The sequence below is a fragment of the Peptostreptococcus canis genome, from assembly GCF_014229965.1.
GTDB classification, from domain to species: Bacteria; Bacillota; Clostridia; order Peptostreptococcales; family Peptostreptococcaceae; genus Peptostreptococcus; species Peptostreptococcus canis.
The window spans coordinates 1-21286 of record NZ_JABGBW010000004.1 but is presented as its reverse complement, the minus strand read 5'-3'; the positions used below and the strand labels follow the sequence as shown (position 1 = coordinate 21286).

Annotated in this window: 15 protein-coding genes, 1 pseudogene and 1 CRISPR repeat array; all 16 genes and pseudogenes read left to right on the top strand. The window is 29.3% G+C overall.

Annotated features, from left to right (window positions below; all coding sequences use genetic code 11):
• Window positions 1–41: 41 nt before the first annotated feature.
• Window positions 42–6137: a CRISPR direct-repeat array (repeat unit 30 nt; unit sequence CTTATAATAGAATCAGATTGAAATGTAAAT).
• 542 nt (window positions 6138–6679) lie between these two features.
• The 16 genes and pseudogenes from HLB29_RS06290 (at window position 6680) to HLB29_RS06215 (ending at window position 21071) form a co-directional block, all read left to right on the top strand.
• Window positions 6680–7309, top strand: a complete 630-nt coding sequence (locus HLB29_RS06290) for a DUF6602 domain-containing protein (protein WP_185624321.1) — start codon at window positions 6680–6682, stop codon at window positions 7307–7309.
• 331 nt (window positions 7310–7640) lie between these two features.
• Window positions 7641–7847, top strand: coding sequence for a hypothetical protein (locus HLB29_RS06285; RefSeq protein ID WP_185624320.1), 207 nt, complete (start codon window positions 7641–7643; stop codon window positions 7845–7847).
• A 204-nt stretch (window positions 7848–8051) separates the two neighbouring features.
• Window positions 8052–8264: a hypothetical protein gene (locus HLB29_RS06280; protein ID WP_185624319.1), complete on the top strand. Its 213-nt coding sequence runs from the start codon at window positions 8052–8054 to the stop codon at window positions 8262–8264.
• Between the two features lie 140 nt (window positions 8265–8404).
• A complete protein-coding gene (locus HLB29_RS06275; protein WP_185624318.1) occupies window positions 8405–8566 on the top strand; it encodes a hypothetical protein in 162 nt (53 codons plus the stop codon).
• 474 nt (window positions 8567–9040) lie between these two features.
• Window positions 9041–10030 (top strand): DUF6602 domain-containing protein, encoded by a 990-nt coding sequence (locus HLB29_RS06270; protein WP_185624317.1) that lies wholly within the window; start codon window positions 9041–9043, stop codon window positions 10028–10030.
• Window positions 10027–11997: a Cas10/Cmr2 second palm domain-containing protein gene (locus HLB29_RS06265; protein ID WP_185624316.1), complete on the top strand. Its 1971-nt coding sequence runs from the start codon at window positions 10027–10029 to the stop codon at window positions 11995–11997. Before HLB29_RS06270 ends, HLB29_RS06265 begins: the two co-directional genes overlap by 4 nt.
• A 23-nt stretch (window positions 11998–12020) precedes the next feature.
• A complete protein-coding gene (locus HLB29_RS06260) occupies window positions 12021–12716 on the top strand; it encodes an RAMP superfamily CRISPR-associated protein (protein ID WP_185624315.1) in 696 nt (231 codons plus the stop codon).
• Window positions 12717–12725: 9 nt separating this feature from the next.
• Complete coding sequence (locus tag HLB29_RS06255; RefSeq protein ID WP_185624314.1) at window positions 12726–13874, top strand: hypothetical protein; 1149 nt, start codon at window positions 12726–12728, stop codon at window positions 13872–13874.
• Between the two features lies 1 nt (window position 13875).
• Complete coding sequence (locus HLB29_RS06250) at window positions 13876–14781, top strand: hypothetical protein (RefSeq protein ID WP_185624313.1); 906 nt, start codon at window positions 13876–13878, stop codon at window positions 14779–14781.
• 315 nt (window positions 14782–15096) lie between these two features.
• Window positions 15097–15798 carry a lantibiotic protection ABC transporter ATP-binding protein gene (locus HLB29_RS06245; protein WP_185624312.1) on the top strand — a complete coding sequence of 234 codons (702 nt, stop codon included), beginning with the start codon at window positions 15097–15099 and terminating at the stop codon, window positions 15796–15798.
• A complete protein-coding gene (locus HLB29_RS06240) occupies window positions 15795–16559 on the top strand; it encodes a lantibiotic immunity ABC transporter MutE/EpiE family permease subunit (RefSeq protein WP_185624311.1) in 765 nt (254 codons plus the stop codon). The genes HLB29_RS06245 and HLB29_RS06240 overlap by 4 nt, the downstream gene beginning before the upstream one ends.
• Window positions 16547–17341 carry a lantibiotic immunity ABC transporter MutG family permease subunit gene (locus HLB29_RS06235; RefSeq protein ID WP_185624310.1) on the top strand — a complete coding sequence of 265 codons (795 nt, stop codon included), beginning with the start codon at window positions 16547–16549 and terminating at the stop codon, window positions 17339–17341. The genes HLB29_RS06240 and HLB29_RS06235 overlap by 13 nt, the downstream gene beginning before the upstream one ends.
• A gap of 88 nt (window positions 17342–17429) precedes the next feature.
• Window positions 17430–18122 carry a response regulator transcription factor gene (locus HLB29_RS06230; protein WP_185624309.1) on the top strand — a complete coding sequence of 231 codons (693 nt, stop codon included), beginning with the start codon at window positions 17430–17432 and terminating at the stop codon, window positions 18120–18122.
• A 19-nt stretch (window positions 18123–18141) separates the two neighbouring features.
• The gene (locus HLB29_RS06225) at window positions 18142–19596 is read left to right on the top strand and encodes a sensor histidine kinase (protein ID WP_185624308.1); all 1455 of its coding nucleotides are present in this window, start codon (window positions 18142–18144) and stop codon (window positions 19594–19596) included.
• A gap of 351 nt (window positions 19597–19947) precedes the next feature.
• Window positions 19948–20357 (top strand): annotated as a pseudogene (locus tag HLB29_RS06220) (RNA polymerase sigma factor).
• 483 nt (window positions 20358–20840) lie between these two features.
• Window positions 20841–21071, top strand: a complete 231-nt coding sequence (locus HLB29_RS06215; RefSeq protein WP_185624307.1) for a DUF6870 family protein — start codon at window positions 20841–20843, stop codon at window positions 21069–21071.
• The last annotated feature ends 215 nt before the right edge of the window (window positions 21072–21286 follow it).

The following is a 21286-nucleotide window of genomic DNA, read 5'->3' as shown; positions in this document are numbered from 1 at the left end:
TGTGCTGTGATGGTGGTATAATAATGGGGGAAATAAATCGTCTTATAATAGAATCAGATTGAAATGTAAATAGCCTTGTCATACTCACCATACCTTGTACGTATGTTGCTTATAATAGAATCAGATTGAAATGTAAATGAGAATTAACTGGGGTTTTTTCATCATTAACTATAGCTTATAATAGAATCAGATTGAAATGTAAATGATATAGAAGATGAGGAAAGTTTCAGAAAAAGAATTGCTTATAATAGAATCAGATTGAAATGTAAATTATATTGAAGCTTCAGAAGATGAGTATATGTTTAAAGACTTATAATAGAATCAGATTGAAATGTAAATAATAAATTATTAGCTTTAATAGTAAGCTCGGATGAACTTATAATAGAATCAGATTGAAATGTAAATATAATTTATTTATATATTTCTTCAATGTTTTATTCACTTATAATAGAATCAGATTGAAATGTAAATCCAATTTGCACTAATACCATATCAACCCATTCATCATCCTTATAATAGAATCAGATTGAAATGTAAATATTGTTTCAAATTTATTATCTATTATTTTCTTAACTACTTATAATAGAATCAGATTGAAATGTAAATAGAAGATATATAAGTACAGCAATTGCACTTGCACCACCTTATAATAGAATCAGATTGAAATGTAAATGAAGAATTTGCTAATATGAATGAAACATCACAATTTTCTTATAATAGAATCAGATTGAAATGTAAATTAAAAAGTTCTTTATCTTTAGTTTTAATTTTATTTGCTTATAATAGAATCAGATTGAAATGTAAATGCCTGATTTTATTTTCGCTTCCATGGGTAGGAATTCCTCTTATAATAGAATCAGATTGAAATGTAAATTTGTCTTGCATAGCTTTCATGTTTATGTGTTTTATCTCTTATAATAGAATCAGATTGAAATGTAAATAGCACTTCATTTATAGCAGTTACAAGATTGGTTTTGTCTTATAATAGAATCAGATTGAAATGTAAATCTCTTAAAGCTAATGCAAATAGAGCATTAACAACTACTTATAATAGAATCAGATTGAAATGTAAATTCAGAAAACATTGCTTCTGCAGCTTTTTTAGCATCAGACTTATAATAGAATCAGATTGAAATGTAAATGGGGAATAAAAATTTGGGAAGAAAGATTAGGATTAACTTATAATAGAATCAGATTGAAATGTAAATCTTTATTTTTGTGCTAAAATAAAGTGGATTTGTAAGCTTATAATAGAATCAGATTGAAATGTAAATAAGGACATGACATACCCTGAATTTTATAAGAAGTACACTTATAATAGAATCAGATTGAAATGTAAATTGCTCTGAAACTATCATCTGATTCATGTGTAATACCTCTTATAATAGAATCAGATTGAAATGTAAATGAGGTTATAGATAACACGATTTAAAATAAAGGTCTACTTATAATAGAATCAGATTGAAATGTAAATATTAAGTCAGCACCTATTAAGTTAGCATTTCTTAAGTCTTATAATAGAATCAGATTGAAATGTAAATTTCAGGATTTTCAGCTATTTCATAATACGAACTCATCTTATAATAGAATCAGATTGAAATGTAAATCATTAGAAATTACAATGCTACTAATCAGAATAATTACTACTTATAATAGAATCAGATTGAAATGTAAATCTCTTTCAATGAAAAAGAGAAGGTCGCCAACCTTCTCCTTATAATAGAATCAGATTGAAATGTAAATCTTTTATCATTAAGAAGCTTTCTTGCTTCTTCTATTACTTATAATAGAATCAGATTGAAATGTAAATGTCAATTATACCTGTCATAAAAGAGAATAATTCTTCCTTATAATAGAATCAGATTGAAATGTAAATTCTTTATCTGTTGGTATTAATTGATGCAACAATTTACTTATAATAGAATCAGATTGAAATGTAAATTAGTGTATGTATATTATCAACCTTTGTTATAGAATACTTATAATAGAATCAGATTGAAATGTAAATCAATTATTGATGATATTTTAATCATTTTATTCTTCTCCTTATAATAGAATCAGATTGAAATGTAAATGCTTGTATTCGTTGAATAAGTATCTGGTTAGTATTCCTTATAATAGAATCAGATTGAAATGTAAATCTTTACCAGTCGATCTTTCTATAGGTACAAATACTGTCTTATAATAGAATCAGATTGAAATGTAAATTCATATACCGGAACTGCATTTATAGTTTTATATTGGCTTATAATAGAATCAGATTGAAATGTAAATTTCTTTTTGAAAACTATTCTATAAACTTCTCTTAATCTTATAATAGAATCAGATTGAAATGTAAATTATTTTTTTATAATTATTTTGCTTTATATCTACTCTCTTATAATAGAATCAGATTGAAATGTAAATTTGGTCCTTTCAGGGTTTCGGGATTTGCTATCCACTCTTATAATAGAATCAGATTGAAATGTAAATTCAATACCGTCTCTACCTTTAAGCTCTTCTTTAAGCCTTATAATAGAATCAGATTGAAATGTAAATACTTTATCCCCGCTACAAGCGGTAATCCTTGCACCGCTTATAATAGAATCAGATTGAAATGTAAATAAAATATGAAAGTTCTAAGTCTTCATTTTTAGCAACAACTTATAATAGAATCAGATTGAAATGTAAATAATCTAAGTAATTGTAGTTTTCTGAATCAAATAAAGTACTTATAATAGAATCAGATTGAAATGTAAATTATCTGATGCCTTATGGTGGTCTATTGTAACTGCTACTTATAATAGAATCAGATTGAAATGTAAATTTCTTTTGGTTTCGTATTCGATACATTGTTTTAAAAACTTATAATAGAATCAGATTGAAATGTAAATAAAACCCTGTAGACGTTAACGGAACATCTGTATACTCTTATAATAGAATCAGATTGAAATGTAAATTTCTGCAAATTGCCTTGCTTACTTGTAAGATATATCCTTATAATAGAATCAGATTGAAATGTAAATCCAATTTTATACACTGCGTAATATTTATAACTGACAACTTATAATAGAATCAGATTGAAATGTAAATATAAAAGGGAAAAATTCACTCATATTACCTCACCACCTTATAATAGAATCAGATTGAAATGTAAATGAGGTTATAGATAACACGATTTAAAATAAAGGTCTACACTTATAATAGAATCAGATTGAAATGTAAATTGTTTTTCGAGTTTATCAAGTTCTTTATCCATTTTTCTTATAATAGAATCAGATTGAAATGTAAATCCAAAAACAACTGAAGAATTAATAAAAGAAGAGCTTGCTTATAATAGAATCAGATTGAAATGTAAATAAAATTTGTAAAAGAAAACCATCTAAGCGAGAAACACTTATAATAGAATCAGATTGAAATGTAAATCTACACTTGGTATATTTAACACACCATCTTTAAGCTCTTATAATAGAATCAGATTGAAATGTAAATATTTTTTTATTTAGTAATTCACAAGTATCTTTATTAGCTTATAATAGAATCAGATTGAAATGTAAATTATACCTTTTCTTAGAACCATATAAAGTTAAGTTTTCTTATAATAGAATCAGATTGAAATGTAAATAATTTTTATGACGCGACTTGCAGAGATGTAGTTGCTCCTTATAATAGAATCAGATTGAAATGTAAATACAACACATAGAGTTGATTTAGTGGATTTGCTAGAAGCTTATAATAGAATCAGATTGAAATGTAAATATTTGTAAGCCTTCATTCAATTCAGTCCTTTGGACTTCTTATAATAGAATCAGATTGAAATGTAAATTGCATAGAAGATATAGAATATGCAGGCGATATAACTACTTATAATAGAATCAGATTGAAATGTAAATTATAAGCCCAATGATGATAATTATATAATGATATACACTTATAATAGAATCAGATTGAAATGTAAATCTAAATATGGAATAGGTGTTAATAAAAATGATTTATCACTTATAATAGAATCAGATTGAAATGTAAATCCGATATGAATAATCTTAGCAAAATTATTTCTATCGACTTATAATAGAATCAGATTGAAATGTAAATTGTTATGACACTTGTGTTAGTATGGGATTAGATCCAGCTTATAATAGAATCAGATTGAAATGTAAATAATTCTATCGCCGCATCCTTTATAATTTGATAAGCTCCTTATAATAGAATCAGATTGAAATGTAAATAAAGATATAATAGCACTGGGACAAACATATTTTGCCTTATAATAGAATCAGATTGAAATGTAAATAATGGAAAAAGTTCAAAACAATTAAAAGCAGAAAAACTTATAATAGAATCAGATTGAAATGTAAATGCAATTTGTGCGAATAGGCTTACAAAGAGGTGCTTTACTTATAATAGAATCAGATTGAAATGTAAATCTCATCAGGCTTACGATTATTCAACCAGAATTTAGCCTTATAATAGAATCAGATTGAAATGTAAATTTTTTCTAAACATGTTTTGGATGAATCTTAAAAATTCTTATAATAGAATCAGATTGAAATGTAAATCAGGTTATTAAAGAGCTAGATAGTGCTTTAAAACATTTCTTATAATAGAATCAGATTGAAATGTAAATATTCTGGGGGATGTGACACATGACAGGAACTGATAGCTTATAATAGAATCAGATTGAAATGTAAATTCATGACCTATTACAATACCAAATGCATACCCTTTTGCTTATAATAGAATCAGATTGAAATGTAAATGATTTACAACTTCACTAGCACCACTGACATCATGCACTTATAATAGAATCAGATTGAAATGTAAATGTAAAATTTATTGGTAAAGATCATGTTAAGTTTGGAGATCTTATAATAGAATCAGATTGAAATGTAAATAAAGCTTGTATTTCAGGATTCTCTTTTCTTGCACCCCTTATAATAGAATCAGATTGAAATGTAAATTAAGATTGTAAAAGAGATGCTGAAAATCCAGTCACAGCTTATAATAGAATCAGATTGAAATGTAAATAATAATTTATCATTTTTCTGTACCATATTTATTCTCCTTATAATAGAATCAGATTGAAATGTAAATTGTATTATCCAATGATACTATGGCTTTTAATACAGTACTTATAATAGAATCAGATTGAAATGTAAATTTTACATTTACAGTAATTCTATCATCACACTTAATACTTATAATAGAATCAGATTGAAATGTAAATTATTACGAAAAGTCTATCTTTATACATTTCTGAATTCTTATAATAGAATCAGATTGAAATGTAAATAACGCTATCATGAAGTGACGGATACCAATTTGTTTCTCTTATAATAGAATCAGATTGAAATGTAAATCTTTTAGCTAAATATGAATTAAGTTTGCATATATTAGCTTATAATAGAATCAGATTGAAATGTAAATTCAAAAAAAGATGTAATTACGATGCTTGATTTTGTTACTTATAATAGAATCAGATTGAAATGTAAATATAACGTCAAGGTGGTTACTGATGGCAAGGGAAATAACTTATAATAGAATCAGATTGAAATGTAAATTATTTTGCATTAGTTGATATATGCAGAATACTTGAACTTATAATAGAATCAGATTGAAATGTAAATGCAGATATTCCAATAGGGAAATATCTATACTCAGAAAACTTATAATAGAATCAGATTGAAATGTAAATTCCTACGTCGACAATCAAGGGCGTAGGTAGAGGGCAACTTATAATAGAATCAAATTGAAATGTAAATCTTTTTATACTTGAATTATTATTGCTATCATTACCTCTTATAATAGAATCAGATTGAAATGTAAATATATTTTTATTAATTGAATATAAATTACCATCATCACTTATAATAGAATCAGATTGAAATGTAAATTTCCTACATTAAATCCTGTTTAGATACTTTTACGTCCTTATAATAGAATCAGCTTGAAATGTAAATGAAAGACGCTACAGGAAATAGGCGCTTTTGGCCGATCTTATAATAGAATCAGCTTGAAATGTAAATCTTTACATACAGTCTGAGTGCCCCTCTAAGCTTCCTCTTATAATAGAATCAGATTGAAATGTAAATTATCAAAAACCCATTCTGATAAATCTTTATTATCAGCTTATAATAGAATCAGATTGAAATATAAATTTAATATTAAATAATAACCACTCCTGATAATCCACATTTGTAATAGAATCAGATCTAAAAGGAGGCTTTTATGGGATGTAAAAATATTTTAAGCTGATGTATCCAGTTAGAAGAGAAATATTAGTATATGACAAAGAAAGAACCACATTTGATATTATCAAAGATAAAGACAGAATGGATGTACAAGTGTTTAGTGAAGCGATAAAATTTTACTTTACAAGTAGTGTAAAAATTTATTAAAGTACGCTATTCAAACGAATATGGAATAAGTTTTAAAACAATATATGGAGGTGTTATTATGAGGATATCGGAAGAAATAATAGGAAGCTAGCAAGAAATTTTCTACTGTATATGTTGATTGGAGAGATGCCTCAAGTAGCGATGGAGGTTATCGTAACTAAAGATTTTAGAAAAGTCGATTGAAAAAGAAGAAAAATTTTGGAGTTTTGTGAGAATTATTTTCGAAAATTAATTCGACAGGTAATTAGAGGTTGAGGTTTTTAGTTTTAGATGTTATTTCATTAAGAATGGAGGAGAGAGAAATGAGTGAAAGTAAAGATTTAAAAATTCATTTGAGAAATATTATTGATAATTACAAAAATTTAGAAGCGGATATTGTAAAGCAACTTATTTTTGAGTGGAATCCACATGGAACTACGATTGGAAGTAATAGAGAGAATGTTTGGAAAGAATTGTTTGAAAGAATTGTACCGAAAAAATTTCAGGTAGAAAGTAATGTGTTTATCATAGATTCGGAAGGAAATCGTTCTTCCGAAGTGGATTTGGCTATTTTTGACGAGCAGTATACACCTTATATTTTCAAACATGGAGTTTTAAAATTTATACCTATAGAAGCGGTTGCAGCAGTAATAGAATGTAAAAGTGAAAACAAGAGTGAGGATGTGTTCCAAGAGTGGGTGAAAAATATTGATAGTCTTAGAACATCTCAAGACTCCATTGTTAGAATTGCCAGGAAAATAGCTTTTGGAAGCCAGTCTATTGATAAAGTTGGAGGAGGATATTTAAACACACAAACAGCATCAAGACCGATAAAAATCCTATGCTATATTTCTTCCACTAAAAATACACAGGGTCACCCCAAAAAAGGGTTTGATATAGTGTTAGAGGCAAATAAAAATCAAGAAGAGATTGATATTATCTTTAGTGATTAGTTTAAGAGTTTGTATGTTTGGTATCTGACTCTAAATCACACGGAAGATGCCAGAGACACAATAGAGAAATTTTTAAATAATCATCAGCAGTGTAAAGAAACTTATAATGACAAACCGATTGAACTATTGAAAAATTGAAGGCTAATAGTTTAGCGGATTTTGAAGTTAAAGGAAAAAAGGGGGATAAACAAAATAACTTACTATCTTTTATTTTTCAGTTCAATCAGTTGCTGATGCTGATTAACAATCCGATATTTTTTCCGCATTTGGCATATGTTAAGATGTTTAGCGAATATTTAGATAATATGGTCTAAGAATAAAAGGGGAAGATATGATGAATGGAATAACGATTGTAGTAGAAAAAATTCAAAAATATATTTATCAAAGAATAGATGAAAGGCATGCAGAAAATCAACATGACAGCAAGACCTTGCAAGAAATTGTTTTAGCTTCAAATTCGATTTCTAAAGATATTCTGCATAAGATAAAGAATGTATTTCAAGTAAATGAAACAAATTCTGACTTAGTTTTATTATAGGTTTCGGGAAAAGTTATCTTTTTTTCGAATTTAAGTAAAGAGGATTTTGGTAAAAAACTGAAAGAATTACACAGAGAGATTTACTTGGAATATGGTGAAAATATTCAATTACATTATGCCGTGTTTTCGGAAGATATCACCAATGATAAAATGAAAATGATTCAATCTGCAAAAGATGCGTTAAAGATTATAAAGTAAAATAATTTGAATTTGTTGGATATAAAAGAGGAGTTGTTTCAATTTCAAGAACTGAAAAAAGTAAAGACACAGCAAAGTGTAACTTATTCAGATGGTATTTTTGCAAGAGATATGGATGCCTTAATATGCAATACGACACAGCAAAAAGAAAGTACAGATGGAAAGATTGTTGTTGTAAAGGCGGATATTAATAATATGGGAAAGATTTTTCCGAAATAAAGGATTATGGAAACTATAGCAAATTAAGTCGTTTATTGGCTGATAAAATCTCAATAGAATGTTTTAAAATCTCAATAGATCATTATAAAAAATCAGACTTGAAAGGGAAGATATTACCTCTGTATATTGAAGGGGATGATGTGTTTTATGCAGTTCAAATTGATGCACTTTTGCCGTCGATTGATTTGCTGAACTGGATGATTAATGAGATTAATAAGGATATAGAGAAAAGTATTAAATGTAATATAAAACTTGGAATTGCAGTCGGGATGGTATTTACCAATAATCATCAGCCAATTTGATATTATCATGAGAAGGTGGAAAAGGAACTTGGCAATGCAAAAGTTGCTATGAAAATTGAAAAATATGGAAGAGTTGATTTAGAATTAGATTGAAATATAAATTTTTTCGAATACTGGATGAAAAGAGAGTCTGATTATCTTATAATAGAAATATACTTTAAGTGTCGAGTCTTACCAGCTGAAAGGGATAAATTAAAGAAAAAGATAGCAGTAAATTCTTATTAGGAGATAAAAGTAGTGTATTGTGAATATGATTTTTTGGTAGGATTGGGGAAGATAGATAAGGAAAAAACGAAAAAAGAGAGAATGAGGTAGAGATTTAGATGGAATGAATGGCTTTCATTTTTGTAGGGATAAAGATAACAAAATTTATGATAAGAATAAAACAAATTATAGATTTCCTATTAAAATAATATTAAAATGAAAAGGAAATAGATAACAGTATAATACTTTTGTATAATGGGGGAAAAGAAAATGGATAAAAATCAAAAACCAAAAGACCATTTGGGCAATATCATTCATAATTATGAAAATTTAGAAGCGGATATTATAAAGCAACTTACTTTTAAGTGGGATCCGCAAGGAATAACGATTGGAAGCAATCGTGAGAAAATCTGGAAAGGATTATTTGAAAGGATTATTCCCAAGAAATTCCGGATAGCAAGTAATGTATTTATTATTGATGCTAATAAGAATTGTTCTGCGGAAATAGATTTGGCAATTTTTGATGAGGAGTATACGCCTTATATCTTTAAGCATGGAATTTTAAATTTTATACCTATAGAAGCAGTAGTAGCGGTAATAGAATGTAAAAGTAGTAATCATAAACCAGAAAAATTTGCAAGTTGGTTAGAAAAAATGGATACTTTAAAAACATCGCAAGGTTCTATTGCTCGAATAGCCGGTCGGATTGCTGTGGGTAGTGATGATATAGGTGATGTTAATGCGATGTATTTAAATACACAAACAGCAACAAAACCAATTAAGATTTTATGTTATATTTCTTCTACACAGGATGTAAGACATCAACCAAAAGAAGGGTTTGATATTATATTAGAAGCAAATGAGCACAGAGAGAAGCTAGATGTCTTCTTTTGTGAAAATCTTAAGAATTTGTTTGACTGGTATATAGTGTTGAATCATACAGAAGATAGCAAGAATAAAATAGAAGAATTTTTAAATAATAGTGAAAAGGACAAGGGTCATTACCAAAATAAACCAATTGTAAGTATTGAAAATTTAAAAGGACATAATTTAGATGAGTTTGCCATTGGGGTGGAAGAAGAGGATAGAAAAACAAGTTTACTATCTTTTATTTTCCAATTTAATCAGTTATTGATGCTGATTAATAATCCGATTTTTTTCCCACATTTAGCCTATGTTGAGATGTTTAATGTCTATTTGAAAAAGCGGAGTGTTCCAAGAAATGAAATAATGAGAAGAAGGAGAAGAAGGAGAAGATGAGAGGAATAATAATCGAGGTAGAAAAAATACAGAGATATGTTTATCATAGGATAGACGAGAGGCGAGCGGAATATCAGCATGATAGTAAAACATTGCAGGAAATTGTTTTTTCTTCCGGTGCAGTTTCTAAAGATATTTTGGGGAAGATAGAAGACAAATTTGAAATATATAAAAAGGATTCTAATACAGTGCTTCTTTGGATTTCAGGAAAAGTTATCTTTTTTTCTAATTTAGAACAAAAGGATATTAGTCAAAGATTAAAGGAATTACATAGGGATATTTATTTAGAATATGGTGGTAATATTCAGTTACGTTATACCTCATTTTCTGCGGAAGCAACCGAAGATAAAATGAAAATAATTCAATCAGCAAAAAGGGCATTAAATATCGAAAAGAAGAAGAACACGAACATTCTTGATATAAAAGAAGAATTATTCTGTTTTCAAGAGTTGACGAAAATACCAATGAAGCAAGGAGTGTCTTATACAGATGGAGTTTTTGCAAGAAATATGGATGCTTTGATTCGTAATAACAATAAAAAGGAAAATGAAAGTACAGATGGAAAAATTGCAATTGTTAAAGCAGATATTAATAATATGGGGAAGATTTTTTCAGAAATAAAGGATTACTCACGATATGATAAATTAAGTAAGCTATTAATTAATAAAATATCGGTGGATTACTTTAGAATATTGGTACAAAATTATAAGAAATATGATTTAACAGAAAAGATACTTCCGTTATATATAGAAGGGGATGATGTGTTTTATGCAGTACAAATAGAAGCGCTTTTGGCATCAATTGATTTACTCCGTAAGATGATTAAGGAGATAAATGAAGAAATAGAGACCGATATACAAAGTGAGATAAAGCTAGGGATTGCGGTAGGAGTGATTTTTACTGATAATCATCAGCCGATTCGGTACTATCGTGAAATGGTAGAAAAGGAATTGAGTATCATAAAAGAGAAAATGAAAATTGAAAAAACGGATAGAGTAGATTTAGGTGTATCTTTAGCAGCCAATTTATTCTATTCATATCGAGGGAATCTAGGTACATCAGAAAAAGATGGCTTTTCAAAATTTTCGCAAGAAATTGAAGAAATTAAATGGTTAAAGAGTCATAACGCATTTTCCAATTCATTTATTTTTAATTTATTGCGTGTTTTGGAATCAAGTGAAAAAGATACAGAACAACAATTAAGGCATTTACTTTATTTTTTGATTCCAGATGTTCAAAAAACGGAAAAGAGCAAGTATGATTTACTTTTTAAGTATTATTTACTTTCGCAAGTTGTGGAAGATAAAAAAGAAAGTAAGGAAAATAAGCCGGAAGAAAGGCTATTTGATGCAAAAAAAATAAACTCTATATTAATTCCAAAATTAAAACTAGTCTTATTGTTGACAGATGATAGATTTGTTACACTTGATAAAAATAAGGATTGTAAATTTAAAAGTATTATTAGGAAGGAAAATTACTCTAAGCAAGTTGAAAACATCATAAGAGTAATGTTTACTAAACCATTGAATTACTTAATAGAATTTTATTGCCCTAAAAAAGAAAATAACAGAATAGAAGCGATTTTTATAAGTAGAGAAAATCCGAAGATAGATGGAAATATTATTACCGTCTATAAAAAAGTGCCTTTGCATGTCACAATGCTATTTCGTATGAAAAAATTTATGGAACAGAAAAAGTATGACCAAATAGAGAGATTAATTATAAATTACTTTAAGCAAAATGAAGCGGATTTTGAAAAATTAAAAAAAGACAGACAAGATGAAGGAAAGAAAGTAGAATACCGTAAAGAATTTGAGGAGGAAAAATTCAGAAGATATTTTAAAAAAATAAAGAAATTACACAAAGCGGATTGGTTGGATAATTTAATCTTATTTTATAAATACGATGAGCAAAGAATGAAGAAAGAGGAAGCTGAAAAGTATTTGTTAGAATTCAAAAAAATATAAAGTTTTTGTAGAGGAGAAAGGTAATGAAAAAAATAGAATATAGTATAAAAACAGTATCTAATTGCTTAATTGGTAATCAAACAGAGAGTTTTTCGATTGGAGGTGTAGATCAAGCGACAACGATGGATGAAAATGGCAATCCGATGATTCATGGCTCGGCGATAAAAGGAGCTTTACGAAATATGGTTAGAGAGCAGGATAATCAAATGAAAAAAACAAAAGAGTTAATGAAGATTATTCTGGAGGATATAAAGCAGAAATATGATGAATTAGAGGAACATGTAAAGGAAAGGGATGCAATACAGAAAGTGATAAAGAAAGTAGAAGAGATTTGTCAGTTGCCTGTAAAAGCAGAGTATATTTTTGGAATAGAGGGAATTAATAATGCACCAAGACTCTTTTTCTCTGATTTACGAATAATGAAAGAAAGCAAAAATCAAGATTATTTTTTAATTGATACAAAAAATGCTCTAGAAGAAAAAGAAGGAGAAATATTATCACGACCTAGAACTTATAAAGTATTAAAACCAGGGATAAAATTAAAGGGATATATTGTTTTTCAAGACTTTGAACAATATAGTGAACTGTTGGGGGATTTGTTTAGAGAGTTAAAAGAAGTTCTTTTACTTTTTAATGAAGGAATGTATGGATTAGGGAATTCAAAGTCAAGAGGATATGGACGGATAGAGGTATTAGAAAAGAATATTATATCAAAGTAGGAGAAAAGAATGAAAAAATTTGAGGTAAAACTACGGGTAGAAGGAGATATCACTTTATTACCGGATTCCCAGAAAATATTTGGATACTTGATGAATAAATTAAGTGGAAAATTATCAAGAAATGAGATTGATAGATTCATTAAGAATATAAAAGGTAATTGTATGGTCTCAAACTTGATGCCAACAGGATATTTGCCAACTCCAAAAGATTATTTAATGAATTTGATTCAGACAAAGAAAAAAAATCAGCAAGTTGAAAACACGAATACTGTGAAAGAAGAGATTAAAGAGTTAAAGGTTTTAATTAAAGAATTAAATCAATTAAATAATAAAAATAATAAAAATAATAAAGAAAATAAGGAATTAAAAAATCAAATTAGAGACAAAGGGAAGGAAATTGATAAAATAAAAAAAATAATGGAGGAAAATGCAAGCAAGTTCGAGTCTTTTTCGGCTAAGGCAATTTACGAAACAATTAAGAAAATGGAATACATTAAAAGGGAAGATCTGACAAAATTAATACAAAATCTTAATACCGAAGAAGTTTGCACAGATTTGCTTAGACAGTATGATTACATTACCAAGAATCAAAAATATGTGCAGAAGTTTAAATTGGAAAGCCAAGTAAGGAAGATACCAGGTTTTCCTAATATTGCATATTCTTTACCGACTGTTGAGTATAGAAATAAAACAGAAAGTTTGCAAAAAGAGTTTAGCTTTTACGTAGCGGTAGAAGAAAATTCTATCCTGGCAGATGAACTGCGAAGTGCAAAAGATTATAAAGATAGTATATGGATGTTTGGACCGAAAGCAAGCAGTGGGTATAATTGCTATTTATTAAAAACGATTGAAGAATTCGATTATATAGAGGGTAAAGACGGAGAAGTTAATTATTTGAACTTAGGGATGCTTCTTCCGGAAGAAGATAGCATTTGTTGGGAGGAATCTATCGTTAATATATATTCGTCTGATAGAAGACCGTTTGAATTGACCGAAAATAGCAAAAAAGTAATTAGTTTTATTAATATAGGGAGTATTTTGGTGTCTAATCAGAAAGAAGCTTATCGTATTGGGACATCAATAAAGAATGAGTATAACCAACTATACTCGAATGCCATTATTTTCGGAAATTCTTATTTAGAGCCATTGGAGGTTTAATATGAAAAAATATAAGTTTACATTAAAAACGGTTTCACCGGTTATACTTTCTCCTAGAATGCAAGGTGCATTATACAATAAAATAGATTATCAAAAAAGTAACTTAGCAGACTATGAAATTATTTATCCGTTTTACAGTTTTGATAACCGCTATAATCAACCGGGCAAAGAGTATAGGAAAGCAGACTCCTACTACATTCCGGCATCATCTTTTAAAGGCGCATTGCAACTTGAGAATACAGTAGAGGTAACAAGTGATGAGAAATCAGATAGAGAAGAAGAGAATTCGAATCTGGAAAATAAATTGGAAAAAATTGGAAAATATTTTATCTGTTCTGATATAAAAGTGGATTCAAAATTAATACAAGTAAAAAGCTTACAGAAATATCAATATTTGTATCAAGAAACAGGAATAAAGGAGCCTAAGCTGGAGCCCTTTTTTCCAAAGGTAGGGATGGAAATGCTTAATCAAGCAGCGGAATTGAAGGGTGAAATAATTGTAAAAGATATTGAAGTTGATTGGAAAAAGACTTGCCAAAATATGAATCGCCTTGCTACGATAAAGTTGAAAAATAATATTGAAGAAATTAATAAGTTAGAAATAAAATATAAAGAAAAATCAATAGAATCAATAGAGCAAAAACTGGAAAGGAACTATAAAGAAAAATTAAAAGATCTTTTTGAACTAAGGGAGGAGCTAAAGAAGATAGAAAAAGATATAGAGAACGCAGATATTAAATCTATACCCAAAGTATATATTTTTCTGGGAGGTTTTAAAGGCTTGCTTCAAAGTTTATCTTATAGAATTTCAGTAGATGGATTCAGTGAAACTTCTTTTTTTATTGATGATGAGAGTAAGCTACTATATGGATTAGCGAGCTTAGAAATAAAAGAATATAAGAGTTGATATAAAGAATAAAATCTGAAGTCTATGCGACGGGGCTGACTCAAAAGCCCCCATATTCTTATTGTCTAATAAAATAAATTAGTGAAAAACAAAAAAGATGCAATTTTAAAGTACTAAGATATTTAAAAAACTATAAATATAGTAAGTAAAAATAAATATTTATAAAGATAATGATATAGAATAGTGATTCTTTTATTCAAATATTTTAATTTAAGAGATATAAATATTTTTTTAAAAATATTATGGATTCTTTATTTTTATTGATTATACTTTTGATGATAGTAAAATATACTTTGAATTGAAAGGAAGAGTTTTATGAGTGATTTAATTCTGGAAACGAAAACATTGTCAAAAAAATTCGGAAATCAATATGCGGTGGATAATGTTTCACTAAAAATTAAGAGAAATACTATTTATGGACTTTTGGGGCCAAATGGTGCAGGAAAAACAACAATTCTAAAAATGATTACGGGTCTGCTTCGACCTACAAGCGGAGAAATTATTTTTGATAATATGCCTTGGAGGCGTGATCATCTAGCTGAAATTGGTTCTTTGATTGAGACACCTGCATTATACGGAAATCTTACAGCAGTTGAAAATCTTATGATTCATACTAGATTACTAGGTATATCAAAAGAAAAAATTCATGAAGTTTTGGAAATGGTTGATTTATTGGATACCGGTAAAAAACGAGTATCGAATTTTTCAATGGGAATGAAGCAACGATTAGGAATTGCAATTGCTCTTTTAGGAGAACCGAAATTACTAATTTTAGATGAACCTAACAATGGTCTTGATCCGGCTGGAGTTCAAAAAATGCGTGATTTGGTTACTTCTTTTCCTAAAAGAGGTATAACGGTAATTTTATCAAGTCATATATTGTCTGAAGTATCACAAGTAGTTGATGATATTGGGATTATTAGTTATGGAAAACTTCTATTTCAAGGAATGCCTAATTCAAACGAAACTTTGGAAAATTTTTATATGCAGGTAATAAAGGGAGGTATAGAAAGATGAATGAGATAAACTCTGAATTACTCAAATATAAAAGAACATTTACTAGGAAACTGATTGTATTGATACCTTTATTTTTTTCAATACAAGCAGCTGCAGGAGTTTCATTGATGCCTAAATATATTGTGAGAACATGGGATTTAGTTATCGCTATGGCTTTTAATGTATGGGCGGTGATATTTTTGCCGTTTGGAATGGCTTTATTTGCTTTTCTGGTCGATAATCAAGAACGGAAGTCTGGAAATTATCGTTCTTTGCTGACTCGTAATAATTCACCCGTGTATATTTGGATTAGCAAGATAATAGTTATGGCATTTCATACATTGCTTTCTTCTTGTGTATTAGTTATTGCTATACTTATATCAGGAATGATTACGGCAAAAGGACAAATACCTTTGAAGCAAATTATTACTGCAAGTTTAGTTTCATGGACTGTATCGCTTATATTGATTCCTATTCAGCTATGGGCAGCAACATGGAAAGGATTATTCCCGAGTATGGCATTGGGATTTATAGGATTCATTGCGGGTATTGTATCCGCTCTGACTTCATATTGGTTTCTTATACCATGGGCATGGGGAATTCGACTAATGAGTCCAATTATTGGTGTGCATCCAAATGGGACTTTATTAGAAGATGGTGATAAGCTCTTGGATACTTCTGTAATTCCGGTTGGAATTGTAATATCACTGCTTACCCTTATTATTATTATTATGATAACTGCTTTATGGTTTAATAGGAGGGAAATAAAATGGTCAGATTAATTTCATCAGAATGGATGAAAACAAAAAGAACTATGGTTAGATGGATTAATTTTTTCTTACCTCTTTTAATTTCGGGATGTATAATAGGGTATGTTGCTTTGCGTGGAATGAGTAGTGATTTTCAAATGACCACATTCCAAACTTTCTTTGAAATATGGACAATATTTGTCATTCCTATAGGTGTAGGTATTCTTGCTGGGTATGTTGTGCATCAAGAAGAGCTTGCTAGTAGTTTTAATGGTTTTCTAAGTTTAAGGCTTCCAAGATATAAATTATATTTAGTTAAATTTTTTCCACTAAGTATTATTATAATGATTAGTACTTTTTTAGCAACTATCGTGTTTTACATTGGTATAACGCTCATTTTTCCAGAGCTTTCGAATATATGGTTGTTTTTTCTAATAGCTGCTATTCTCGTTATTATTGGAACACTTCCTATAATTGCTATTCATTTATGGGTTAGTTTTGCTTGGGGAACAGGAGTTTCGATTGGAATCGGAATTTGCGGACTCTTAATGGCTGGTTTAATTGGCAGAACCAGTCTTGGAAACTCTATTTGGCAATTTATTCCATGGACAGTACCTGTAAGGCTTGTAAAAAATCTCAGTCCTTATTTGTTATTTTCAGCTAATATGACTACACCACCGCCACTTGTTTCTTCAGGTTGGGCAGTTAAACAATTTTTGATAGGAATTACATCTGTTGGGGTCTGTCTTTTTATCGTGTTACTTTGTGGAATGATTTGGTTTAGTAAATGGGAAGGAAGAAAATACTATGAGTAAGTTTATAATAAAAATTGATTTATTAGTTGTAAATTATAGCTAATATTGATGTTGTTATACTTAGAACTTTGAATAGGAGGGATATAAGTTGAGCAAAATACTGATTATTGATGATGAAAAAGAACTTGTAATGCTGCTTGAAGACGAACTAAAGGCAAAGGGACATAAAGTATTGGTAGCTTATGACGGACAAAAAGGGATAGAGTTATCGAGAGAACAGCCTGATCTTATTATACTGGATATTATGATGCCTGAAGTTGATGGTTTTGAAGTTTGTAATGCTATTCGAGGCGATGTTTTATGTCCAATTATTTTTCTGAGTGCTCGACAATCGGAAACAGATAAAATTAAAGGCTTAACTCTTGGGAGAGATGATTATATTATAAAACCTTTTGGTTTGAGAGAATTAATAGCTAAAATTGAGGCTAATTTAAGAAGGGAAAAAAGATCTCAGTATATCAATGAGGAGAATAAAAGGGTCAAGTTATATTTCGGAATGCTAAGCATAGATATCAGAGAACGTACTGTCAAGATTAAAAATAATATTATTCCTCTAACAAAAAGAGAATATGATATTGTTGAACTTTTAGCATTTAATGCAAGGCAAGTTTTCTCTCGAGAGCAAATATATGAAAAAGTTTGGGGTTATGATTCTGATGGAGATTCTGCTACGGTAGTTGAACATATAAAGAAAATCCGTGCGAAGTTTGCTGAGTCTGAACCGTCTGTTGAGTATATTTCTACAGTGTGGGGAATCGGATATAAATGGAATAGAATTTGAGAAATTTTGGAGATGTAAAATGAAAAATAGTTCACTTGTAACTGGTTTTAGATTGACTTTTGTTTGGATTGTAATTGCCAGTATTACAGCAACTGTGATTACTTATGGTCTGGCTGCCTTTATATATATTAAAAGTCAGTATAATAGTGTCTATCCCGCAAATTATTATGAAAAGCAGATTCCAGGAATTGATACTTATATTCGTGGAAAAAATATAGAGTTACTCTCTAATTCTAAAGAAGAGGGGTTGAGGAATGCTATTAGTGGGGATGGTATCATTTATCAAGTTCTAGATAGTAGTGGAAAAATATTATATGGAACAAATAAAAAGAGAATATTTACTGCTAAGAAAGAACTTATTAATCGAATAAATACAACTTTTATGAACCAAGGTAATTTTATCCATGTTGTTCCAATCATACATGATGGGAATATTGTAGGAGCTGTAACTCTTTCCTATCAACTAAGAATTTCATATACTAAAAACAATGGTTTTTTGATGATTGCAGTCATTATTATAGCTCTATTTTCTCCATTTTTTTATGTGATTGGATTTACTCTTTTATTTTCAAGGATGTTCGTAAAAACTATAAATGTCCCACTACAACTATTAATGGAGGCTTCTCAAAAAATAAAAGAAAAAGATCTCGATTTTGAAATTGATTATCAATCGGAAAATGAACTCGGTAGACTATGCAATGCTTTTTCTGAAATGAAAGAAGAGTTAAAATGCTCTTTGTTTACACAATGGAAATTAGAGCAGGAACGAATAGAAATGATTGAAGCATTGGTTCACGATTTAAAAACACCGTTGTCTATTATTAAAGGATATTCGGAGGCATTAATGGATTCTAATAATTTAGATGAGAAAAAACTTTATATGTATCTTAATATTATAATTAAAAATGTAGAAAAGAGCTCCAATCTTGTTCAACAAATGCAATATACCTCTGACTTAGAGAATAGAGATTTACAATTACAGCTGAAACAAGTGAATTTACTTGATTTTTTAGAAAGGAAAGTAAGACATTACCAGTTACAAGCTGAGGAAAGAGCAATTAATCTTGTACTTAAGACACATGGAGATTTGGGAATGCTATTCTTAATTGACGAAGATAAATTAGAACGTATTCTTGACAATATTATATCCAATAGTTTAGAACATACTCATATTAATGGTAGGATAGAAATTTTTGTAAAAGCAGATAATGAGAATGTATCTTATGAAATTTGTGATTCAGGAAAAGGGTTTAATTTAATAGACTTGGATAGAGCTTTTGACAAATTTTATCGAGGTGATAAATCACGTAAAAGTAAAGGAGGGCACTCCGGTTTGGGACTATATATTGTCAAGCAACTGGTTGAGCAACTTCAAGGGACAATTAAAATAAAAAATGGATCCCATGGGGGTGCTTGTGTGATTTTTACTCACCCTAATTATAGAATAGACAATGATTTGGAAAAAGGTAGTTAATAATAGACGCGGTAAATTCCACTGTAATTCAAAAAGTACTTTAAAATATATAATTTTAAGAAATTTACTGGAATCGGTATACTAAGGAGAAAAAGTCGACAAAGAAATATAAATAAATATAAGGAAGGGAAAACTACCATGAAGACAAGTGAAACATATACATGCAACGCTCCTTTTTCACTTTGCTAAATATATTCTTTTACAGCAGAATCGAAATGTAAGTAGGTGGTTGAATAGTTATATGAAATGGAATTTCATTATCCATTTTCGAGGACTTCTTATGCCCAGATGCAGAAGTCCTCCTTTTTTTGTCTGAAAAACAGTCAGTCAAAAGAAACGGAGGACTTCAAAATGAAAAAAGAATATTATCTATATGTAGGCGGACAAAAGGTTAAAGTTAGTGAGGATATTTACAAAGTCTACTGGCGGGAAAAAGAACACGAAAAGTATTTAGAGCAGGTGGACAGAAAAAAACACTTGCTCTTTTTTTAGTCCTTGGATTAGGATGGACATTTTGCAGAGAATATCGTGGATGAAAGTGTTGATGTCGAAAAGATTGTAGAAACACAGATGATGATTGAAGCGGTCAGAAACGCTATATCAAGGTTAAATGCAGAAGAAAGGGACATCATAGAGCGGTTGTACTTTCAGGATGAAACCGTTCGATCGGTAGCAAGGCTAAAAAGTATCACACACCGGCTTTGATTAAGAAAAGAAACAAAATCTTAGCGAAGCTGAAGAAATTTATCGAAGAAATTTAGAATTTCGGTAACCAAAGGGGTCAAATTTTCCTTATATAAAGTGAAGGGGAGTTTGACCTCTTTTACTTTTTTAAATAAGAGAATGCCGGTTATGGCAAATTGGAAGATAAAAAGAAAGAACCCTTTCGAATACTTGTACTTTGACAACTGAATAGACCAAGGTAGGACTTTATCTACTTATGGAGGATTATGACTTACGCCATAACCTTTTTGCTGAAGCGGGATGCTTTTTAAAGTCTTTTTAGCAATTCGTTTCGGTTTGAATGAATACCATTGTATATGAGGATATAAAGAAGTGAGCGAGGAATAAGAATACATAAGAAACAGAGGTGGCAATCTGTTCGTTGAAATAAGTAGTGATAATGATACTTCAATAGTTTATGCCGGCTCGTCTGGAAGAAGAGACGGAGGTGAGATTCCTATGTTGTCAGCCAAGACACCTACCAATGTCATAAAACTTAAAACAAAGAAAGGAGTTTTTAGATGGACACAGAAGAACTAACAAGATACAAAAATATGTCGGTGGATGAGATTGATCAAAGACTCGTTCCAGGCATTGAAGATATAAAGAACAAGAAAAAAATGGATCCGCTTTCCATGTATTTTATGAAAGTTGGAAATGTTATCGTCAAATGCAGTTATGCAAGAAACGGAAGAAGTTTAGCGGATTGCTTTTTGTCCTATTTAGAAAAGAAAGCGATGCTACTTGATTAAAAATATGATAAAAAGGGTGTCAATAACTTGTGAAAATGTCACTTTTGATGGTAACAAAATTTAAGTTATCAAAATATTATGGTCAAGGATAAATGCACAGCAAAGCTGGCCTTGATCTATAAATATTTTAGATAACTATATAGATTTTGCTCATCGATAAATAAATTTTTTATCACAAAAGAACAGGTCGTTTAAAAATTTTAATGATTGATTGT

Coding starts and splice junctions, on each gene's coding strand:
- HLB29_RS06215 (WP_185624307.1), top strand. CDS start 20,841: ATGGACACAGAAGAACTAACAAGATACAAAAATATGTCGGTGGATGAG.
- HLB29_RS06285 (WP_185624320.1), top strand. CDS start 7,641: ATGATGAATGGAATAACGATTGTAGTAGAAAAAATTCAAAAATATATT.
- HLB29_RS06265 (WP_185624316.1), top strand. CDS start 10,027: ATGAGAGGAATAATAATCGAGGTAGAAAAAATACAGAGATATGTTTAT.
- HLB29_RS06245 (WP_185624312.1), top strand. CDS start 15,097: ATGAGTGATTTAATTCTGGAAACGAAAACATTGTCAAAAAAATTCGGA.
- HLB29_RS06260 (WP_185624315.1), top strand. CDS start 12,021: ATGAAAAAAATAGAATATAGTATAAAAACAGTATCTAATTGCTTAATT.
- HLB29_RS06225 (WP_185624308.1), top strand. CDS start 18,142: ATGAAAAATAGTTCACTTGTAACTGGTTTTAGATTGACTTTTGTTTGG.
- HLB29_RS06255 (WP_185624314.1), top strand. CDS start 12,726: ATGAAAAAATTTGAGGTAAAACTACGGGTAGAAGGAGATATCACTTTA.
- HLB29_RS06250 (WP_185624313.1), top strand. CDS start 13,876: ATGAAAAAATATAAGTTTACATTAAAAACGGTTTCACCGGTTATACTT.
- HLB29_RS06240 (WP_185624311.1), top strand. CDS start 15,795: ATGAATGAGATAAACTCTGAATTACTCAAATATAAAAGAACATTTACT.
- HLB29_RS06290 (WP_185624321.1), top strand. CDS start 6,680: ATGAGTGAAAGTAAAGATTTAAAAATTCATTTGAGAAATATTATTGAT.
- HLB29_RS06270 (WP_185624317.1), top strand. CDS start 9,041: ATGGATAAAAATCAAAAACCAAAAGACCATTTGGGCAATATCATTCAT.
- HLB29_RS06235 (WP_185624310.1), top strand. CDS start 16,547: ATGGTCAGATTAATTTCATCAGAATGGATGAAAACAAAAAGAACTATG.